General features: G+C 68.6%; 14 protein-coding genes and 1 pseudogene. 7 read left to right on the top strand and 8 right to left on the bottom strand.

What is annotated here, in order from left to right; genetic code table 11:
- Positions 1-32 precede the first annotated feature (32 nt).
- From OG870_RS14465 to OG870_RS14455, 3 genes are all read left to right on the top strand, one after another.
- Positions 33-683 carry a DUF4360 domain-containing protein gene (locus tag OG870_RS14465; RefSeq protein ID WP_327690946.1) on the top strand — a complete coding sequence of 217 codons (651 nt, stop codon included), beginning with the start codon at positions 33-35 and terminating at the stop codon, positions 681-683.
- A 138-nt stretch (positions 684-821) separates the two neighbouring features.
- Positions 822-1,208, top strand: a complete 387-nt coding sequence (locus tag OG870_RS14460) for a peptidase inhibitor family I36 protein (RefSeq protein ID WP_266513699.1) — start codon at positions 822-824, stop codon at positions 1,206-1,208.
- A gap of 100 nt (positions 1,209-1,308) precedes the next feature.
- On the top strand, positions 1,309-2,286 hold the full coding sequence (locus OG870_RS14455; protein WP_266513696.1) for a winged helix-turn-helix domain-containing protein: 978 nt from the start codon (positions 1,309-1,311) through the stop codon (positions 2,284-2,286).
- 6 nt (positions 2,287-2,292) lie between these two features.
- Here OG870_RS14455 and OG870_RS14450 read toward each other — a convergent pair whose 3' ends face one another.
- The gene (locus OG870_RS14450) at positions 2,293-4,131 is read right to left on the bottom strand and encodes an aminotransferase class I/II-fold pyridoxal phosphate-dependent enzyme (protein ID WP_327690944.1); all 1,839 of its coding nucleotides are present in this window, start codon (positions 4,129-4,131) and stop codon (positions 2,293-2,295) included.
- A gap of 132 nt (positions 4,132-4,263) precedes the next feature.
- On the opposite strand from OG870_RS14450, the gene OG870_RS14445 reads away from it, so the two are divergent.
- Complete coding sequence (locus OG870_RS14445) at positions 4,264-4,392, top strand: hypothetical protein (RefSeq protein ID WP_266513691.1); 129 nt, start codon at positions 4,264-4,266, stop codon at positions 4,390-4,392.
- On the opposite strand, the pseudogene OG870_RS14440 reads toward OG870_RS14445, so the two are convergent.
- The 7 genes and pseudogenes from OG870_RS14440 to OG870_RS14410 all read right to left on the bottom strand — a co-directional run.
- A pseudogene (locus OG870_RS14440) lies at positions 4,350-5,411 on the bottom strand (aldose epimerase family protein); the annotation flags it as partial. The gene OG870_RS14445 and the pseudogene OG870_RS14440 sit on opposite strands and share 43 nt — an antisense overlap.
- Before the next feature lie 53 nt (positions 5,412-5,464).
- A complete protein-coding gene (gene mmsB / locus OG870_RS14435; protein WP_266513688.1) occupies positions 5,465-6,712 on the bottom strand; it encodes a multiple monosaccharide ABC transporter permease in 1,248 nt (415 codons plus the stop codon).
- The gene (gene mmsA / locus OG870_RS14430; RefSeq protein ID WP_266513686.1) at positions 6,709-8,259 is read right to left on the bottom strand and encodes a multiple monosaccharide ABC transporter ATP-binding protein; all 1,551 of its coding nucleotides are present in this window, start codon (positions 8,257-8,259) and stop codon (positions 6,709-6,711) included. Before mmsA ends, mmsB begins: the two co-directional genes overlap by 4 nt.
- Before the next feature lie 52 nt (positions 8,260-8,311).
- Positions 8,312-9,418, bottom strand: a complete 1,107-nt coding sequence (gene chvE, locus OG870_RS14425; RefSeq protein WP_266513683.1) for a multiple monosaccharide ABC transporter substrate-binding protein — start codon at positions 9,416-9,418, stop codon at positions 8,312-8,314.
- Between the two features lie 138 nt (positions 9,419-9,556).
- On the bottom strand, positions 9,557-10,525 hold the full coding sequence (locus OG870_RS14420; protein WP_266513680.1) for a hypothetical protein: 969 nt from the start codon (positions 10,523-10,525) through the stop codon (positions 9,557-9,559).
- Positions 10,526-10,636: 111 nt separating this feature from the next.
- The gene (locus OG870_RS14415; protein WP_405624185.1) at positions 10,637-11,644 is read right to left on the bottom strand and encodes a zinc-dependent alcohol dehydrogenase; all 1,008 of its coding nucleotides are present in this window, start codon (positions 11,642-11,644) and stop codon (positions 10,637-10,639) included.
- Positions 11,641-12,804, bottom strand: a complete 1,164-nt coding sequence (locus tag OG870_RS14410) for a mandelate racemase/muconate lactonizing enzyme family protein (protein ID WP_266513677.1) — start codon at positions 12,802-12,804, stop codon at positions 11,641-11,643. The genes OG870_RS14415 and OG870_RS14410 overlap by 4 nt, the downstream gene beginning before the upstream one ends.
- Before the next feature lie 256 nt (positions 12,805-13,060).
- On the opposite strand from OG870_RS14410, the gene OG870_RS14405 reads away from it, so the two are divergent.
- The 3 genes from OG870_RS14405 (at position 13,061) to OG870_RS14395 (ending at position 16,356) form a co-directional block, all read left to right on the top strand.
- Positions 13,061-13,828: an SCO2400 family protein gene (locus OG870_RS14405; RefSeq protein ID WP_266513674.1), complete on the top strand. Its 768-nt coding sequence runs from the start codon at positions 13,061-13,063 to the stop codon at positions 13,826-13,828.
- A gap of 343 nt (positions 13,829-14,171) precedes the next feature.
- Positions 14,172-15,218 carry a LacI family DNA-binding transcriptional regulator gene (locus OG870_RS14400; RefSeq protein ID WP_266584942.1) on the top strand — a complete coding sequence of 349 codons (1,047 nt, stop codon included), beginning with the start codon at positions 14,172-14,174 and terminating at the stop codon, positions 15,216-15,218.
- Between the two features lie 133 nt (positions 15,219-15,351).
- Positions 15,352-16,356: an ABC transporter substrate-binding protein gene (locus OG870_RS14395; protein WP_266513670.1), complete on the top strand. Its 1,005-nt coding sequence runs from the start codon at positions 15,352-15,354 to the stop codon at positions 16,354-16,356.
- Positions 16,357-16,427 lie beyond the last annotated feature (71 nt).

Raw genomic sequence — 16,427 nt, 5'->3', positions numbered from 1 at the left:
AGCCACCCCCCACTCACAGAACCGGAGAGACCATGTCTGGCGGACTCCTGATGAGCGGCGCCATAGCCGCTCTGCTCACCACCGCGCTACCCGCCCAGAGCTCGTCCCCCGTCGTCGACAACCCGCCCCCGGACAAGATCGTCATCGATGTGGCGACGGTGAACGGCTCGGGCTGCCCCGCGGGCACCGCGGCCGTCGCCGTCTCCCCCGACAACACGGCCTTCACGGTGACGTACAGCGACTATCTCGCGAAGGCCGGCGGCAGCTCCGACCCCACGGCCTTCCGTAAGAACTGCCAGCTCAACCTGATCGTGCACGTCCCGCAGGGCTTCACCTACGCCATCGCCAGCGCCGACTACCGGGGCTTCCTCTCGCTCCAGCCGGGAGCGTCCGCCACGCAGAAGGCCTCGTACTACTTCCAGGGCTCCTCCAGCACGGTGCCCAAGACCCATCCCTTCAGTGGCTCGTACAACGACGACTGGCAGGCCACCGACAGCACCGACTGGGCCCAACTGGTCTGGGCGCCCTGCGGAGTTCTCCGCAACTTCAACATCAACACCGAGCTGAGAGTGAACGCGGGGACCGCGAACCCGGGCAAGGTCAGCTTCATGACGATGGACTCGACCGACGGGGACATCAGCACCGTCTACCACATGGCGTGGCAGGAGTGCCCGAAGCACTGACACGCGTGACGGGGGTGGCCCGCACCACGGGCCACCCCTGGCCGTGATTCGACCCAGATCGAAGGCGCGTGCGCCGGCGGACGCCTCCGCACCAGGCTGGTTCCTGTTCGTGCAAGCAACGGGGAAAGGAACCACACCATGGCCCTTCGCAAGCACCGCCTCGCCCTCGGACTGGCCGCACTCGCCGGCAGTGCCGCCATGCTCGCCGTCACCGCACCCGCGCAGGCGGCCCCGGCTCCGGGCGACCCGGCCACCTGGCCGTGCGACCCGTCGGAGTTCTGCATCTACCACGACGGGCAGGGCGGCGGTGCCCACTACTCGCTGGCGGACGGCGCCTCCGACCTGGGCGTCCTGGCCGGCGGCCTCAACGACCACGTGTGGTCGGTGAAGAACATCTCCGGCAGCCGCTGGTGCCTGTACAAGGACGCCGACTACGAGAACGAGATCCAGGTGATCCTGGACGGTCAGGCCATCGACCTGGCCTCGCCCGTCCGCGACCAGGTCAGCTCCGTCAAGGAGTGCTGAGACCGTAGGGCGTCCGCCTGTCCGCCTGTCCGCCCGTCCGCCTGCCACCCCATGACTTCTGAGGATGGCAGGCGGCGCGGGACGGCCCAGCATGGGGACCATGGCCGTACGCATTCACTTCACCGACGACGACCTGGCTCAGATCCGGCTGGCGCAGGCTCCCGACCCCATGTGGGAAGCGCTGCTCAGCATGCACCTGCTGCAGACCGACACCGCGTCCCTCGTCTTCGGCGCCTGGCGGCACACGGTACGGCGCCGGCTGGCCGCCCCCGTGGGCGCGTTGCTGCGGCTCGCGCCGCCCGTCGGGTACTCGGCGGACTTCCTGACCCCGGCGGCCGGTTCGGGCGGGCTGGATGCCGGAATCGGTGCGCTGCTGTCCACTCCACGACAGCGGCTGGGACACGATCTGGCCGAACTGGCGCGCACCGGACGCCGGTTGCCCTCCTGGGCCCGCCGGCTCGCCGACGGCGACAGAGGTGCGCTCACGCATCTGGGACGCCTGTACCGGCACTACTTCGCGACCGCACTGGCCCCCTGGTGGGGCCGCGTCCGCAGCCGCTTCGACGCCGAACGCGCCGTCCACGACCGCTACCTGGCTGACGGCGACCTCGGCGGACTGCTCAACACGCTGCATCCCGGGCTCGTCTGGCGCCGGCCGGTCCTGGAGGTCACCGGTCTGGGCGTCGAGCGTGACGTCCACCTCGACGGGCGTGGCCTGCTCGTGCTGCCCTCGTACTTCTGCCGGCGCACGCCCACGCTGCTCAAGGATCCCGCGCTGCCGTGCGTCGTGGTCTACCCCATGCCGCACGAGGACGCGCTGAGTACGACATCGGGCCCGCGCTCCCTGGACGCCCTTCTCGGCCGCACGCGCGCCGAGATCCTCGAATCGGTCGCCGACCGCGGCGTGACGACGACCGAACTCGCCCACGACACGGGCGTGGCCCCGGCCACCGCCAGCCACCACGTCGGCATCCTGCGCAAGGCGGGCCTGCTCAGCACGTGCCGGGCGGGCCGCGTTGTGCTGCACACGGTCACGCCGCTGGGGCTGGCCCTCCTGGACGGCCGCAGACGAGGGTGAGGGGCCTCAGGCTCCCGCCGCGCTGGGCCAGCTCTGGGCGTTGGGCCACCCGGTGGCCGGCGCCGGAGTAAGTCCCTGCGCGGGGCCGGTCATACCCCGCACCTGCGCGGCCGTGAGGCCCCCGCGGGCCGGGACGCCCGGCGGCGTAGGCCCGGGCACGGGCGGCGTCGGCATCTGCGCGGCGGCCGGCTGCATCTGTGGGGGTACCGGCTGCATCTGCGCGGGCACCGGCTCCGGAACCGGCTGCATCGGCTGGACCGGCATCTGCCTTTGCATGGGCTCGGGTACGGCCTGCATCGCGGCAGGCATCTGCCTTTGCATGGGCTCGGGTACGGCCTGCATCGCGGCAGGCATCTGCCTTTGCATGGGCTCGGGTACGGCCTGCATCGCGGCAGGCATCTGCCTTTGCATGGGCTCGGGTACGGCCTGCATCGCGGCAGGCATCTGCCTTTGCATGGGCTCGGGTACGGCCTGCATCGCGGCAGGCATCTGCCTCTGCATGGGCTCGGGTACCGCCTGCATCGCCGCATACATCGGCATCTGTGCGGCGACCGGCTGCGGTGCCGCCTGCGCCACAGCCGGCATCGGCACCCCGGCGCCCATGAACTGCCCCGCCTGCGCGGCGAGCGGCATGCCCGCCCCGTTGGTGGCGCCGACCAGCCGGTCCACGGCCGCCGTACCCGAGCTGTAGCTGGTCCCTGTGCTCAGCTCCGGTACGGCGGCTCCCCTCCTGGTCCCGTAGAGCACCTGTTCCAGGCCGGACACCAGGCGACGCACATCCACCTGGGGGCGCACCACGAGCCTCAGGAAGCGGCTGGACGAGCCGATCTTGTTGCCGCACTCGCGGACCAGGATGCGGTGCTCGGTGAGCATCCGGTCGCGGACGACGGTGCCTTCGGCGCCCACCGGGAGGCGCACGAAGAGGAAGTTGCCCTGGGAGGGATAGACGGTCAGACCGGGCAGCGCGGAGAGCTGGCTGGCCATGTCCAGGCGGTCGCGGCGCACCTGGTGGAGGCTCTGCGCATACTCGGCGCCGTGCTCCTTGAGCATGAACACCACGTACTCGGCGAAGGAGTTGAGGTTCCACTTGGGGAGCATGGAGCGGACCCGGCCCGCGAGCGCCGGGTTGGCGACCAGATAGCCGAAACGTATGCCGTGCAGGCCGAAGTTCTTGCCGAGGCTGCGCAGCACGATCACGTTCGGGCGGATCATCGCCTCCTGCACGACGGACGGTTCGGCCTCGGCGTCCGCGAACTCCAGGAAGGACTCGTCGACGACGATCAGGTCGAGGTCGGCCATCGCGTCCATGAACTGCACCAGCGTCTGCTTCTGCAGATAGCCGCCGTCGGGATTGTTCGGGTTGCAGACGACGGCGACGCGGGTGCCGCGGGCCCGGATGAACTCGGCGTACTGGGCGAGGTCCAGGGAGAAGCCGTTGGACTCCTGCAGCGGGAACATGTCGACCCGCTTGCCGGTCTCCATGGGCTGGTCGGTCCAGCGGCCGAAGGTGGGGACGGGGATGGCGAGGGACTCACGGACCATCAGATGGTCGATCCAGGTGATCAGCTCGGTCGAGCCGTTGCCCATCGCCACGCACTGCGGCGGGAGCTGGAGCAGGCTGCACAGCTCGGCCGTGATCGTGTCGGCGCTGCTCGGGTAGTACGTGACGATGTCGCGAAGCCGGGCCGACATGGTGTCGAACATCGCCGGGGTCGGGAAGTAGGGGTTGCAGGGAATACAGAAGTCCACGGGGCCGGTCCCGTCGCCGCCATCACGTGTCAACGCCGCCATCGACGGGCTGTGTGCCGCATTGCTGCGGAACAGCGAGGTGACGTTGTCGGCCATGGAACCTCCGTATGGGGCGGGCCCGGTGGGACGACCGGGCCCGTCGTCTTTGGGTGGCCCGTGCGGGGGAGCACGGGCCACCCATACATACGGAGGCTGAGGTGACGCCGTTCAACGTGTGAAGAGAGTGTGATGTCGCGCCCCCAAAGGGGGCGCGGGGAACTGCGCGACCAGCCACAGCCGACCCGCAGCTCCCCACCGGCCTCCCGGCGGAGCGTCTACGCCGAGAACGAGTGGATCGTCGTCGTCCGGTACGTCTGACCAGGTCGGAGCACGGTCGACGGCCACGAAGGCTCGTTCGGCGAGTCCGGGAAGTGCTGCGTCTCCAGGCACAGGCCGTCGCCCTGCCGGTAGGTGCGGCCGGAGGTGCCGACGAGGGTGCCGTCGAGGAAGTTGCCGGAGTAGAACTGCAGCCCCGGCTGGTCGGTGGCGATCTTCAGGGTGCGGCCGGAGCGCGGGTCGTGCAGCGCCGCGGCGTGTTCCGGCTCGGCCGTGACGCCCGTGTCGAGCACCCAGTTGTGATCGAAGCCCTTGGCGTACAGCACCTGCTGGTCGGCGACCCGCAGGTCACGGCCGACCGGCTTGGCCTCGCGGAAGTCGAAGGGAGTGCCCGCGACCTCGGCCAGCTCGCCCGTGGGGATCAGCCCTGGACCGGTCGGCGTGTAGCGGGAGGCGCCGATGGACAGCTCATGGTTCTCGATGGTGCCGCTGCCCTCGCCGGCGAGGTTCCAGTAGACGTGGCTGGTGAGGTTGACGACGGTGGCCTTGTCCGTGGTGGCCTCGTAGTCGATGCGCCAGTCGCCGTGCTCGGTGAGGGTGTACGTCACCTTCACCTTCAGCGTGCCCGGGTGGCCCATCTCGCCGTCGACGGACGTGTAGTACAGGTGCAGGCCGATGTCCGAGTCCCTGGTGAACGGCTCGATGTCCCACACCTGCCGGTCGAAGCCCTGGGCGCCGCCGTGCAGGCTGTTCCCGCCGTCGTTGACGTCGGTCTGGTGCCGCTCGCCGTCGAGTGTGAACCGGCCCGCGTCGATGCGGTTGCCGTAACGGCCGATCAGCGCGCCGAAGTACGGGGAGTGGGACACGTACTCCTCAAGGGTGCTGAAACCGAGGGAGACGTTCGCGTACCGGCCGTGGCGGTCCGGGATCTCCAGGGACTTCACGATCCCGCCGTAGGAGAGGACCTTCAGCCGGGTCCCGCCGTTCTCCAGCGCCCAGCTGTGGATCTCCGTGCCGTCGGCGAGCTTGCCGAAGAGCGATTTCACTGGTCCTGCGTCTCCCTCCCATGGGAAGGGCCCCGCCTTCCGGCGGGGCCCACTCCTGTTTTCCCGGTCTACGAACCGGACTTGCGCTTGTTCCAGACGTCGAAGCCGACGGCGGCCAGCAGGGCGAGGCCCTTGATGACCTGCTGCCAGTCCGTGCCGACGCTGAGGAGGTTCATGCCGTTGTTCAGCACGCCGAGCACGAGACCACCGATGATCGCGCCGAGGACGGTACCCACACCGCCGCTCATGGACGCGCCACCGATGAACGACGAGGCGATCGCCTCGAGTTCGAAGTTGAGGCCCGCCTTCGGAGAGGCCGCGTTCAGACGGGCGGCGACCACCAGACCCGCCAGGGCCGCGAGCACGCCCATGTTCAGGAAGACAAGGAAGGTGACCTTCTTGTCCTTGACGCCGGACAGCTTCGCCGCCGGCAGGTTGCCGCCGATCGCGTAGATGTGACGGCCGAAGACCGCGTTGCGCATGACGTAGCCGTAGCCGACCACCAGCACACCGAGGACGATCAGGATGATCGGGGCGCCCTGATAGCTGGCGAGCAGCATCGTGACCGCGAGGACCGCGGCGGCGATCGCGACCAGCTTCAGCAGGAAGGCGTTGCGCGGCAGCACGTCCAGCGAGAACTCCTGCTCGCGCTTGCGGTCGCGGACCTCCTGGTAGATCACGAAGGCCAGCAGGACGAAGCCCAGCAGCAGCGTGAGGTTGTGGTAGTTGGTGTTCGGGCCGACCTCGGGCAGGAAGCCGTTGCCGAGCTTCTGCAAACCGTTCGGGAACGGGCCGAGGGTCTGGCCCTGCAGGAAGATCTCCGTCAGACCGCGGAAGAGCAGCATGCCCGCGAGAGTCACGATGAAGGACGGTATGCCGAGATACGCGATCAGGAAGCCCTGCACCGAGCCCGCGACCGCGCCCACCAGCAGGGACAGTACGAGGGCGATCGGCCACGCCACACCGTGCTGCACCGTCAGCACGGCCGCGAACGCGCCCACGAACGCCGTCAGCGATCCGACCGACAGGTCGATGTGACCCGCGATGATCACCAGCATCATGCCGATCGCGAGGATCAGGATGTAGCTGTTCTGCAGCACCAGGTTGGAGACGTTTCGTGGCAGCAGCAGGTCCCCGCCGGTCCACACCTGGAACAGGACCACGATCAGGCCGAGCGCGATCAGCATGCCGTACTGCCGCATGTTGCGGCGCAGGCCGCCGAGTATGAGCTGCAGCAGGTTGCTGTCGGCGGCCGTGCCTCCGCTCTTGCCGGGCGGAGCCGAGGCCGGGACCTTGTCCGTCACATCCGTGCTCATCGGGTTACCTCTTTGTCCTTCGTCATCTGGCGCATCAGCACTTCCTGCGTGGCCTCGGCCCTCGGGACCTCACCCGTGAGCCGCCCGGCGGCCATGGTGTAGATGCGGTCGCACATACCGAGCAGCTCCGGCAGCTCGGAGGAGATGAAGACGACCGCCTTGCCCTCGGCGGCCAGCTGGTCGATGACCGTGTAGATCTCGTACTTGGCGCCCACGTCGATACCGCGCGTCGGCTCGTCCAGGATCAGCACCTCGGGACCCGCGAAGATCCACTTGCTGAGGACGACCTTCTGCTGGTTGCCGCCGGACAGCCGGCCCACCGTCTCGAAGACTGTCGGCGCCTTGATGTTCATGGACTTGCGGAAGCGCTCCGAGACCTTGCGCTCCTCGTGCTCGTCGACCACACCGCGCTTGGCCACCTTGTTCAGCGCGGTCAGCGAGATGTTCCGGTTGATGTTGTCGATGAGGTTGAGGCCGTAGTGCTTGCGGTCCTCGGTGACGTACGCGATGCCGTGCTCGACCGCCTCCGCGACGGTCTTCGTACGGATCTCCGTGCCGTCCTTGAGGACCGTGCCGCCCGCGTGCCGACCGTAGCTGCGCCCGAAGACGCTCATGGCCAACTCCGTGCGGCCCGCGCCCATCAGGCCCGCGATGCCGACGATCTCCCCGCGCCGCACGTTGATCGACACGTCGTCGACCACCTTGCGCTGCTGGTCGATCGGGTGGTGCACCGTCCAGTTGCGGATCTCCAGCGCGGGTGCCGCGTCCGACTCGCCCTCGTACGCCGTGCGTTCGGGGAAGCGGTGGTCGAGGTCGCGGCCGACCATGCCCGAGATGATCCGGTCCTCGGTGGTCTCCGCCGACTTCACATCGAGGGTCTCGATGGACTTGCCGTCGCGGATGATCGTCACCGAGTCGGCGACCCGCCGGATCTCGTTCAGCTTGTGGGAGATGATGATCGAGGTGATGCCCTGCTTCTTCAACTCCAGGATGAGATCCAGGAGTTTGCCGCTGTCCTCGTCGTTCAGAGCCGCCGTCGGCTCGTCGAGGATGAGCAGCTTCACCTTCTTGGACAGCGCCTTGGCGATCTCCACCAGCTGCTGCTTGCCCACGCCGATGTCGGCGATCCGGGTCTCCGGGTGGTCGCTCAGACCGACCCGGCGCAGCAGCTCGGTGGCGTGCTTCAGCGTCTCGTTCCAGTTGATGAACCCGCCCGAGGCGTGTTCGTTGCCGAGGAAGATGTTCTCCGCGATCGACAGGAACGGCACCAGCGCCAGCTCCTGATGGATGATCACGATGCCGTGCTGCTCGCTCGCCCGGATGTCCTTGAACTCGCAGGTCTCACCCTCGAAGAGGATGTCGCCCTCGTACGTGCCGTGCGGATGGACGCCGGAGAGCACCTTCATCAAGGTGGACTTCCCGGCGCCGTTCTCACCGCAGATGGCATGGACCTCGCCCTGACGGACGGTCAGCGTGACGTCCGACAGCGCTTTGACCCCGGGAAAGGTCTTGACGATCGAGCGCATATCCAGGACGGGTCCCGCCATGGTGTGCCCTTTCAATCCGTAGGAATGGTCGCCGTGTTCACCGGCTGAGGGACTACTTCAGCTCGCCGGCCGTGTAGTAGCCCGTGTCGACCAGTTCCTTGGTGTAGTTCGTCTTGTCGACGCTCACCGGCTGCAGCAGGTAGGCGGGGACGACCTTGGTGCCGTTGTCGTATGTCTTGGTGTCGTTGACCTGAGGCTTCTTGCCCTTGAGGACGTCGTCGACCATGCCCGCGGCGACATCGGCGAGCTTGCGGGTGTCCTTGTAGACGGTCTGCGTCTGCTGGCCCGCGATGATCGACTTCACCGAGGCGAGCTCGGCGTCCTGGCCGGTGATGACCGGGATGGCCTTGCTGCCGGAGCCGTAACCGTCCGACTTCAGGGCGGCGAGGATGCCGATGGAGATGCCGTCGTAGGGGGACAGGACCGCGTCCACCTTGGCGCTGCTGTACGTGGAGGTGAGGATGTCCTCCATGCGCTTCTGCGCGGTGGCGCCGTCCCAGCGCAGGGTGGTGACCTGGGTGAGCTTGGTCTGGCCGGACTTGACGACGAGCTTCTTCTTGTCGATGTACGGCTGCAGCACGCTCATCGCGCCGTTGAAGAAGTACTTGGTGTTGTTGTCGTCGTTGGAGCCGGCGAACAGCTCGATGTTGAACGGGCCCTTGCCCTTGTCCAGGCCCAGCTTCTGGACGATGTAGTTGGCCTGCAGCTGACCGACCTTCTCGTTGTCGAAGGACGCGTAGTAGTCGACGTTCTTCGTGCCGAGGATCAGACGGTCGTAGGCGATCACCGGGATCTTGGCGTCCGCGGCCTGCTGCAGCACGTTGTTCAGCGACTTGTTGTCGATGGCCGCGACGATCAGGCCCTTGACGCCCTGCGTGATCAGGTTCTCGATCTGCGAGACCTGCTGGTCGGGGTCGTCCTCGCCGTAGACCAGCTTGGTCTTGTAGCCCTTGGCCTGCAGGTCCTTGACGACGTTCTTGCCGTCGGCGATCCAGCGCTCGGAGGACTTGGTGGGCATCGCGATACCGATGGTGCCGCCCTTGGCGCTGCCCTTGTCCTGCTTGCTGCCGCCTTCACCGCTCTGTCCGCAGGCGGACAGGGTGAGGGCGAGGCAGGCGGCTCCGGCGATGGAGGCGAGTGCGGCTCTGCGAGTGCGCATGATCATCATCCTTGATGTGTGTGGGCAGGCTCGGTCTGACTGTGCAAGGACGCTTTTGGGGCGGTGCGGACGGGACCGAGAGATGTGAGGGATTCTGTTTGCGCCCGTCTTCTTTTGTGAAGGGGCGTTGTTCGAACGTTATGCGGACTTGTTGAATCTCTTGAGAGTCCCCGGCAGCCGTGAACCGAGGGGGGCCATGTCGCCGTCGGCTCCGTGCCGCGCGAGCAGATCGAGGGCCAGCCGGCCGCGCCGCACTCTCTCGCGGGCGGTGGACAGCGTCAGGTCCCGCATGTGGTGCCCGTAGGGGTAGATGCCGGGAGCCTTGGAGAGCCCGAACTTCAGGTACAGCGGTGCGCCGCGCCGGATCAGCTCGGCGACCTCGTACATCCGGACATATCCGCCCAGGTCGTCGGGGGCCTCGATGTACATGTCCATGGGGGCGGCGGAGACCCGGCGGATCTCGGTGAGGTGGTCCAGCGTCAGATCGCTGGGCACGTTGATGGAGTCGCCGCCCAACTGCTCGTACACCGCGTACGCGGCCGGGTTGACCGGACCGATCAGCGCCGAGACCTTCAGGGTGGTGTCGGCCGGGATGATCCCGGCGGCGCGTGCGCGGTGCAGCGTCCACAGCACGCCCTCGTCGGCGACGAGGAGGCACTGGACGCCCAACTCCGTCGCGCGGACGGCGTCCTCGACGCACCCGGCGACGGCGTCGTGCCCGCGGGCGCGCAGACCGGCCCCCCGTGAGTCGGTGCGCGTGGAAGCGCCGATGTCCCAGGTGCCGCGTGGGCCGGTGAACAGGCAGAGTTCGATGTCACGTTCGCCGGTCGCCTCGACCATCTCGGTGATCTCGGCGTCGGTCAGCATCCACACGCCGCTGCCCTGGCTGATCCGGTGGATCGGCACATCGAGCCGCGAGGCCTCCTTCAGGACGACGGCCAGCGCTTCGGGGCCCTCGCACGAGGGGATCTCGGTGCGCCAGCGGCCGCCACCCGGGAAGGTGTGGGGTGAGGCGTCGGCGGGGGAGAGGTCGGGCGCGCCCAGACCCAGGGCGGCGAGCGCCTGTTCGCCGGGTCGACGGGCTGCCGGGGCGGAAGCGTCGGTCACAAGGAGTCCTTAGTGTTCGATATTTCGGACGAAGTTCGCGGCTCAAGTCGTGCGGGACTTGGGTGTACGCCGGTACGGAGGCCGTCATGTCGTCCCCGTACCGGCGTACGGCTAGGGGCGAAGGAGGACCTTGCCGACCTTCGGATCGCCGGAGCCGACGAGCTCGATGGCCTGCGGGAACTCCGCGAGCGGCAGCTCGTGTGTGACCAGCGGCAGCGGGTCGAGCAACCCGGCCCCGAACACCCGCACGGTGTGAGCCCACGCGTCCGGCGGCGCTCCGAAGACCGAGTGCACCTCCAGCTGCCGTACGACGAGATCCGTGGGGTCGAGCCCGTTCGCGCCGGGCGCCGGGATCCCGGTGAGGACCAGGCGCCCGCCACGCCGCAGCAGGGCGGCGGAGGTCCGCGCGGCGTCGGCGGACCCGGCGGTCTCGATGACGACGTCGAAGTCGTCCGGGAGCGGCTCGTCCTTCGTACGGAAGTCGGTCGCGCCGTACTGCCGCGACAGCGCCTCGCGGTCCCGGCGGGTGCCGACGACCAGCAGCTCCACCGGCGAGACGGCCTTGAGGAACTGCACCGCGAACATTCCGAGGGTGCCGGTGCCGACCACGGCGACCTTCTCGCCCGGCTGCGCGTTCGCCTTGAGAGCAGCGGCCGCGATGCAGGCGGCCGGCTCCAGCAGGGCCGCCGCCGTCAGGTCGGCGTCGTCGGACAGCACGTGCAGCAACCTCGCCGGGAGGGTCAGCGTGGGCGCCATCGCGCCCGGCTGGGTGAACCCGGTCTCCTCGTACCCGGCGCTGCACAGTGTGGTCTCACCCGCGTGGCAGCGGTCGCACACCTGGCAGTTCCGGAAGCCTTCGCCGACCACCTTGCGGCCGACCAGCGACTCGGTGACCCCGGCGCCGACCCGCTCCACCGTTCCGGACCACTCGTGGCCGGGCGTGAGCGGGTAGCGCACGTATCCCTCGGGCCGGTTGCCCTGGAACACCTCCCGGTCGCTGCCGCAGATCCCGCTCGCGTGCACCCGCACCAGAGCCTCGCCCGGACCGGGGTCCCGAGGTGTGTGCTCGGCCAGGTGGAAGGCGCCCGGGGCGTCGACGACGACGGCCGCGGAGCTCACTGGGCGTCCTTCGGGTTCCGCTTCTCCCAGCCCTCGGCCCACAGGTCGAAGTGCGCCCGCTGCTGGGGGAACTCGGCAGCGGCGTCCACGTCCAGCTCCACGCCCAGGCCGGGCGCGTCGGAGATGTGGAAGCAGCCGTCCTCCGGGTTCACCTGCGGCGCGCCCTTGACCACCTTCTTGATCTCGGCGTCCGCGAAGTCGTTGAAGTGCTCAAGGATCTTGAAGTTCGGGGCGGTGAAGCCGACCTGGAGCGAGGCGGCAGTGAGCACGGGCCCACCCACGTTGTGCGGGGCGACCAGCATGTAGTGGGTCTCGGCGGTCGCGGCGAGCTTGCGCGTCTCCCAGATGCCGCCGATGTGGCCGACGTCCGGCTGGATGATGTCGACGGCCTGGCTCTCGAAGAGCTCCCGGAACTCGATCCGGTCGTGGATGCGCTCACCCGTGGCCAGCGGCATGTCCACCTTCGCGGCGACCTTCTCCAGCGCCTTCAGGTTCTCCGGCGGAACCGGCTCCTCCAGCCAGGCGGGCTTGAAGGGTGCGAGCTCCTTGGCCAGCCGGACGGCGGTGGCGGGGGAGAAGCGGCCGTGCATCTCCAGCATCAGCTCGGTGTCGGGGCCGATGGCGTCCCGGACGGCCTCGATCAGGGAGACCGCGTACAGGGTCTGCTCATGGTCGAGCTCGAAGTGCCCCGTGCCGAAGGGGTCGATCTTCAGCGCCTTGTAGCCGCGTTCCATGACGCCCTGAGCGGCCTTGTGGTACGCCTCGGGCGTCCGCTCGGTCGTGTACCACCCGTTGGCGTAGGCCTTGACCTTGTCGGTGACCTTGCCGCCGAGCAGCTGCCACACGGGCACACCGAGGGCCTTACCCTTGATGTCCCAACAGGCCATCTCCACGACGGCGATGCCGGACATCACGATCTCGCCGGCGCGGCCGTAGTCGCCGTACTTCATGCGGCGGGTCAGGTCCTCGACGGCGAACGGGTCGGACCCGAGAATGTGGTTCTGCTCGGCCTCCCTCAGGTATCCGACCAGCGCGTCGGTGTGGCCCAGCATGCGGGTCTCGCCGACACCCGTGATGCCTTCGTCGGTGTGCACCAGGACGTAGGTCAGGTTGCGCCACGGCGTACCGACCACATGCGTGCTGATTCCGGTGATGCGCACGGAAGTTACCCTTCGGCTGTTCGAGATTTCGTCACACGTTCGAAATGCTGGGCAGACAGTAAGTACCGCGTGAGGGGGGTGTCAATGGGTGTAACGGGTAACGGTTTCGGCAGGTTCCACGCCTCTTGCGAAAGTCGCCACTCCGTGATGTGTGCCATCTCACTCCGTCGGTCGTGCCGATATGGCCGGTCCGTCACACAACCTTCACGGCCGTGGCTAGGAACGTGACCGTGAGGGAACTTAACCTTCCCGCGTCATGGACTACTGCCACCCGTGCCAACGGCACCTCAACGGCGCCCTCGCCTGTCCGGGGTGCGGGACACACGTCGAGCAGCTACGTGCGTACCGGGATGCCTACGAGCCGGAGCCGTACGACGAAACCGTTGCTCTCGCCGATCATGATGTCCCCGTGGCTCCCGATGGGCATGCCGACGACGGCGACGGTCGTGAGGACGAGGGCGACGAGCCGCACGGTCGCGCCGCGCGCCGTCGCGAGCAGGGCCGGGGCGGTCGACGGAGTCCCGCCACCGCGGGCGGCGCGACGGATGCGAGCCGTCGCGACCGCAAGGCCGCGCTCCATCGCCGACGCCGCAAGCGCACGCTGCTCGTCGCCGCGGGTTTCGTCCTGGCGGCGGGTGGTCTGAGCCTGGCCGAACTCGGTGTGGACGCGCCGGGGTTCTCGTCCCACGACCCGTCCGCGGCCGGGGGCGAGTCCGAGGTCGACCGCTCGACGGCGGAGCCGAGCGAGTCCGCACGGCCCTTGGGCGACGGGACGGGGATCCCCGACAGCAAGTCCTCGACGTCCCCGCCCGCCTCCGCCTCGCCGTCGGCGTCCAAGTCCGCCGACGGCGAGGACGACGCGACCCCGACCGGCAAGGCAACCCGATCAGCGGCTCCCCCCGGCTCCGCCGACTCGACGCCCCCGCCCGCCTCGGGCTCGACCCCGACCTCCGACCCGACGACCTCCGACCCGTCCCCGCAGCCGTCGGAAACGTGCAAGCGATTCCTGTGGTGGTGCTCGTAGCGCTGACCGGACGCCAACTTCCGCTGGTGTGACCGTGGTTGAGGTACTGCTGAGCGAACCGCTCGGCCAAGTCCTTCCGGCCGCGTTATTCAACCGTGACGGCCTTACGCCTGCAGCCCTCTTGACCGGCGTGATTTGTTAGCGCTCACAATGACCTTCGCATTCACCGGTCAGCGTCCAGCGTCAGCGTGGGAGATACGAGCGTCGTGCCCGCAGTGTCCCGACTCCCCATTCCCGCCAGTGCTGTTGGGCCTTCCCGGAGACCTGTGCGAAGCCGCCGGGGCGGGGCCCTCCGCCCACAACGCAGGCCTTGCCGGCAGACGAGCGCCAAGGAGGTGCGGCCGTGACCCACGAGCAGCTTCGGCCGCCCACCATGGCCGACGTGGCACGCCTGGCGGGCGTGTCCCACCAGACCGTGTCCCGCGTGCTGGGTGACCACCCCAATGTGCGGGACGAGACACGGGCCAGGGTGCTGCGTGTGATCGAGGAGACGGGCTACCGCCGCAACTCCTCCGCACGGGCCCTGGTGACCCGGCGCACCCGGACATTGGGGGTGGTGGCCTCCGACACCACCCTCTACGGACCGGCCAGTACCTTGTTCGCGCTGGAGGAGGCGGCGCGGGCCGAGGGGTATCTCGTCTCGACGGTCACTCTGCGCAAACTGACCAAGGAGACGCTGTCCGAGGCCCTGGACCACCTCAGTGAGGGCGGGGTGGAGGGAGTGGTCGCGATCGCCCCGCAGCGGTCCGCGGTGGGCGCGCTGACCGAACTGCGCTGCCCCTTCCCGGTGGTGGTGGTGGGCAGCGGGCCGGGCGTGGAGATTCCCAGCGTCAGCGTGGACCAGCACCTCGGAGCCCGGCTGGCCACCGGCCACCTGCTTGCCGCGGGTCACCGTAACGTCTGGCACCTCGCCGGGCCCGAGGACTGGCAGGAGGCGGCCGACCGGGCGGCCGGCTGGCGGGCGACCCTCGAAGCGGCGGGGGTCGAGCCACCCATGATGCTGCGCGGGGACTGGAGTCCGCTGTCGGGTTACCGCGCCGGCCAGGAACTGGCCGGCTGGGTGGGCCGGGGGCTGACCGCCGTCTTCGTCGCCAACGACCAGATGGCGCTGGGGGCGTTGCGGGCGCTGCGGGAGGCCGGGGTGCGCACTCCCCAGGACGTGGCGGTGGTGGGCTTCGACGACATCCCGGAGTCGGAGTTCTTCGCTCCTCCCCTCACCACCGTCCGGCAGGACTTCTCGACGGTGGGAAGGCGCGGCATCGCGATGCTCCTGGAGCTGATCGAGGGCCGGCCGCACGCCACCGCGCGCAGGATCGCCATCGAACCCCAACTCGTCGTCCGAGCCAGTACTTTCCCGTACGCCGTCCAACCGGAGGGCGTACCTCTCTGACGAACCGACCAGCCACACATGTGGTTCCGTGTGGCCGAAATACCGAACAATGATCGACAGGCTGGACGTAGTGCGGCCGGTCCCAGAAGTACCAGCGGTCCATCCCCGGGCCGGCTCTTCAAAGGAGAAGAACATGCTCAACAGAAGGAACTTCCTCACCGCGGCGGTCGGCGTGGCAGCCGCGGGTGGACTGGCCGCCTGTGCCAAGAAGGACGACAGCGGCTCCTCCGGCTCCGGGGGCGGCAGCAAGGCGATCACGCTCGGCTTCTCCCAGGTCGGCGCGGAGAGCGGCTGGCGCGCCGCCAACACCACCTCCGTGAAGTCCGCGGCCAAGGAGGCGGGTTACACCCTCAAGTTCTCCGACGCCCAGCAGAAGCAGGAGAACCAGATCTCCGCGATCCGCAACTACATCGCGCAGAAGGTGGACGTCATCGCCTTCTCGCCGGTGGTCGTCACCGGCTGGGACGCGGTGCTCAAGGAGGCCAAGGCCGCGAAGATCCCGGTGGTCCTCACCGACCGCTCGGTGGAGACCTCCGACGACTCGCTGTACGTCACGCTCGTCGGCTCCGACTTCACCGACGAGGGCCGGCGCGCGGCCCGGATGCTGGAGAAGGTCATAGCCAAGGCCGGCCTCAAGGGCCCGGTGAAGATCGCCCAGCTGGAGGGCACCACCGGAGCCGCCCCCGCGATCGAGCGCGGCAAGGGCTTCAAGGAGGTCATGGCGGCCGAGCACAAGGACGACTGGAAGATCGTCGCCAGCCAGAGCGGCGACTTCACCCGCGCCGGCGGCAAGCAGGTCATGGCGGCCCTGCTGCAGTCCCACAAGGACATCAACGTGCTCTTCGCGCACAACGACGACATGGCCATCGGCGCCATCCAGTCGATCGAGGCAGCCGGCAAGAAGCCCGGCAAGGACATCCTGATCGTCTCGGTCGACGGCGTCCACGACGGCTTCGTCGCCATGTCCCAGGGCAAGATCAACGGCATCGTCGAGTGCAACCCGCTGCTCGGCCCCCAGCTGATGGAGGTCGTGAAGAAGGTCCACGACGGCCAGAAGGTCGAGCGCTGGATCAAGACCAAGGAGGGCGACTTCACGCAGGACCAGGCGAAGGCCGAGCTCCCGAACCGCAAGTACTGACCGACCACACCCACCGCCAGGGAGCCTCCGGACGACCGAGCCCTCGGTCCCGGGGCTCCCTGCGGGGGAAA

Source organism: Streptomyces sp. NBC_00461 (assembly GCF_036013935.1).
In the GTDB taxonomy this organism is placed as follows: Bacteria; Actinomycetota; Actinomycetes; order Streptomycetales; family Streptomycetaceae; genus Streptomyces.
This window is presented reverse-complemented; position numbering and strand designations above follow the sequence as displayed.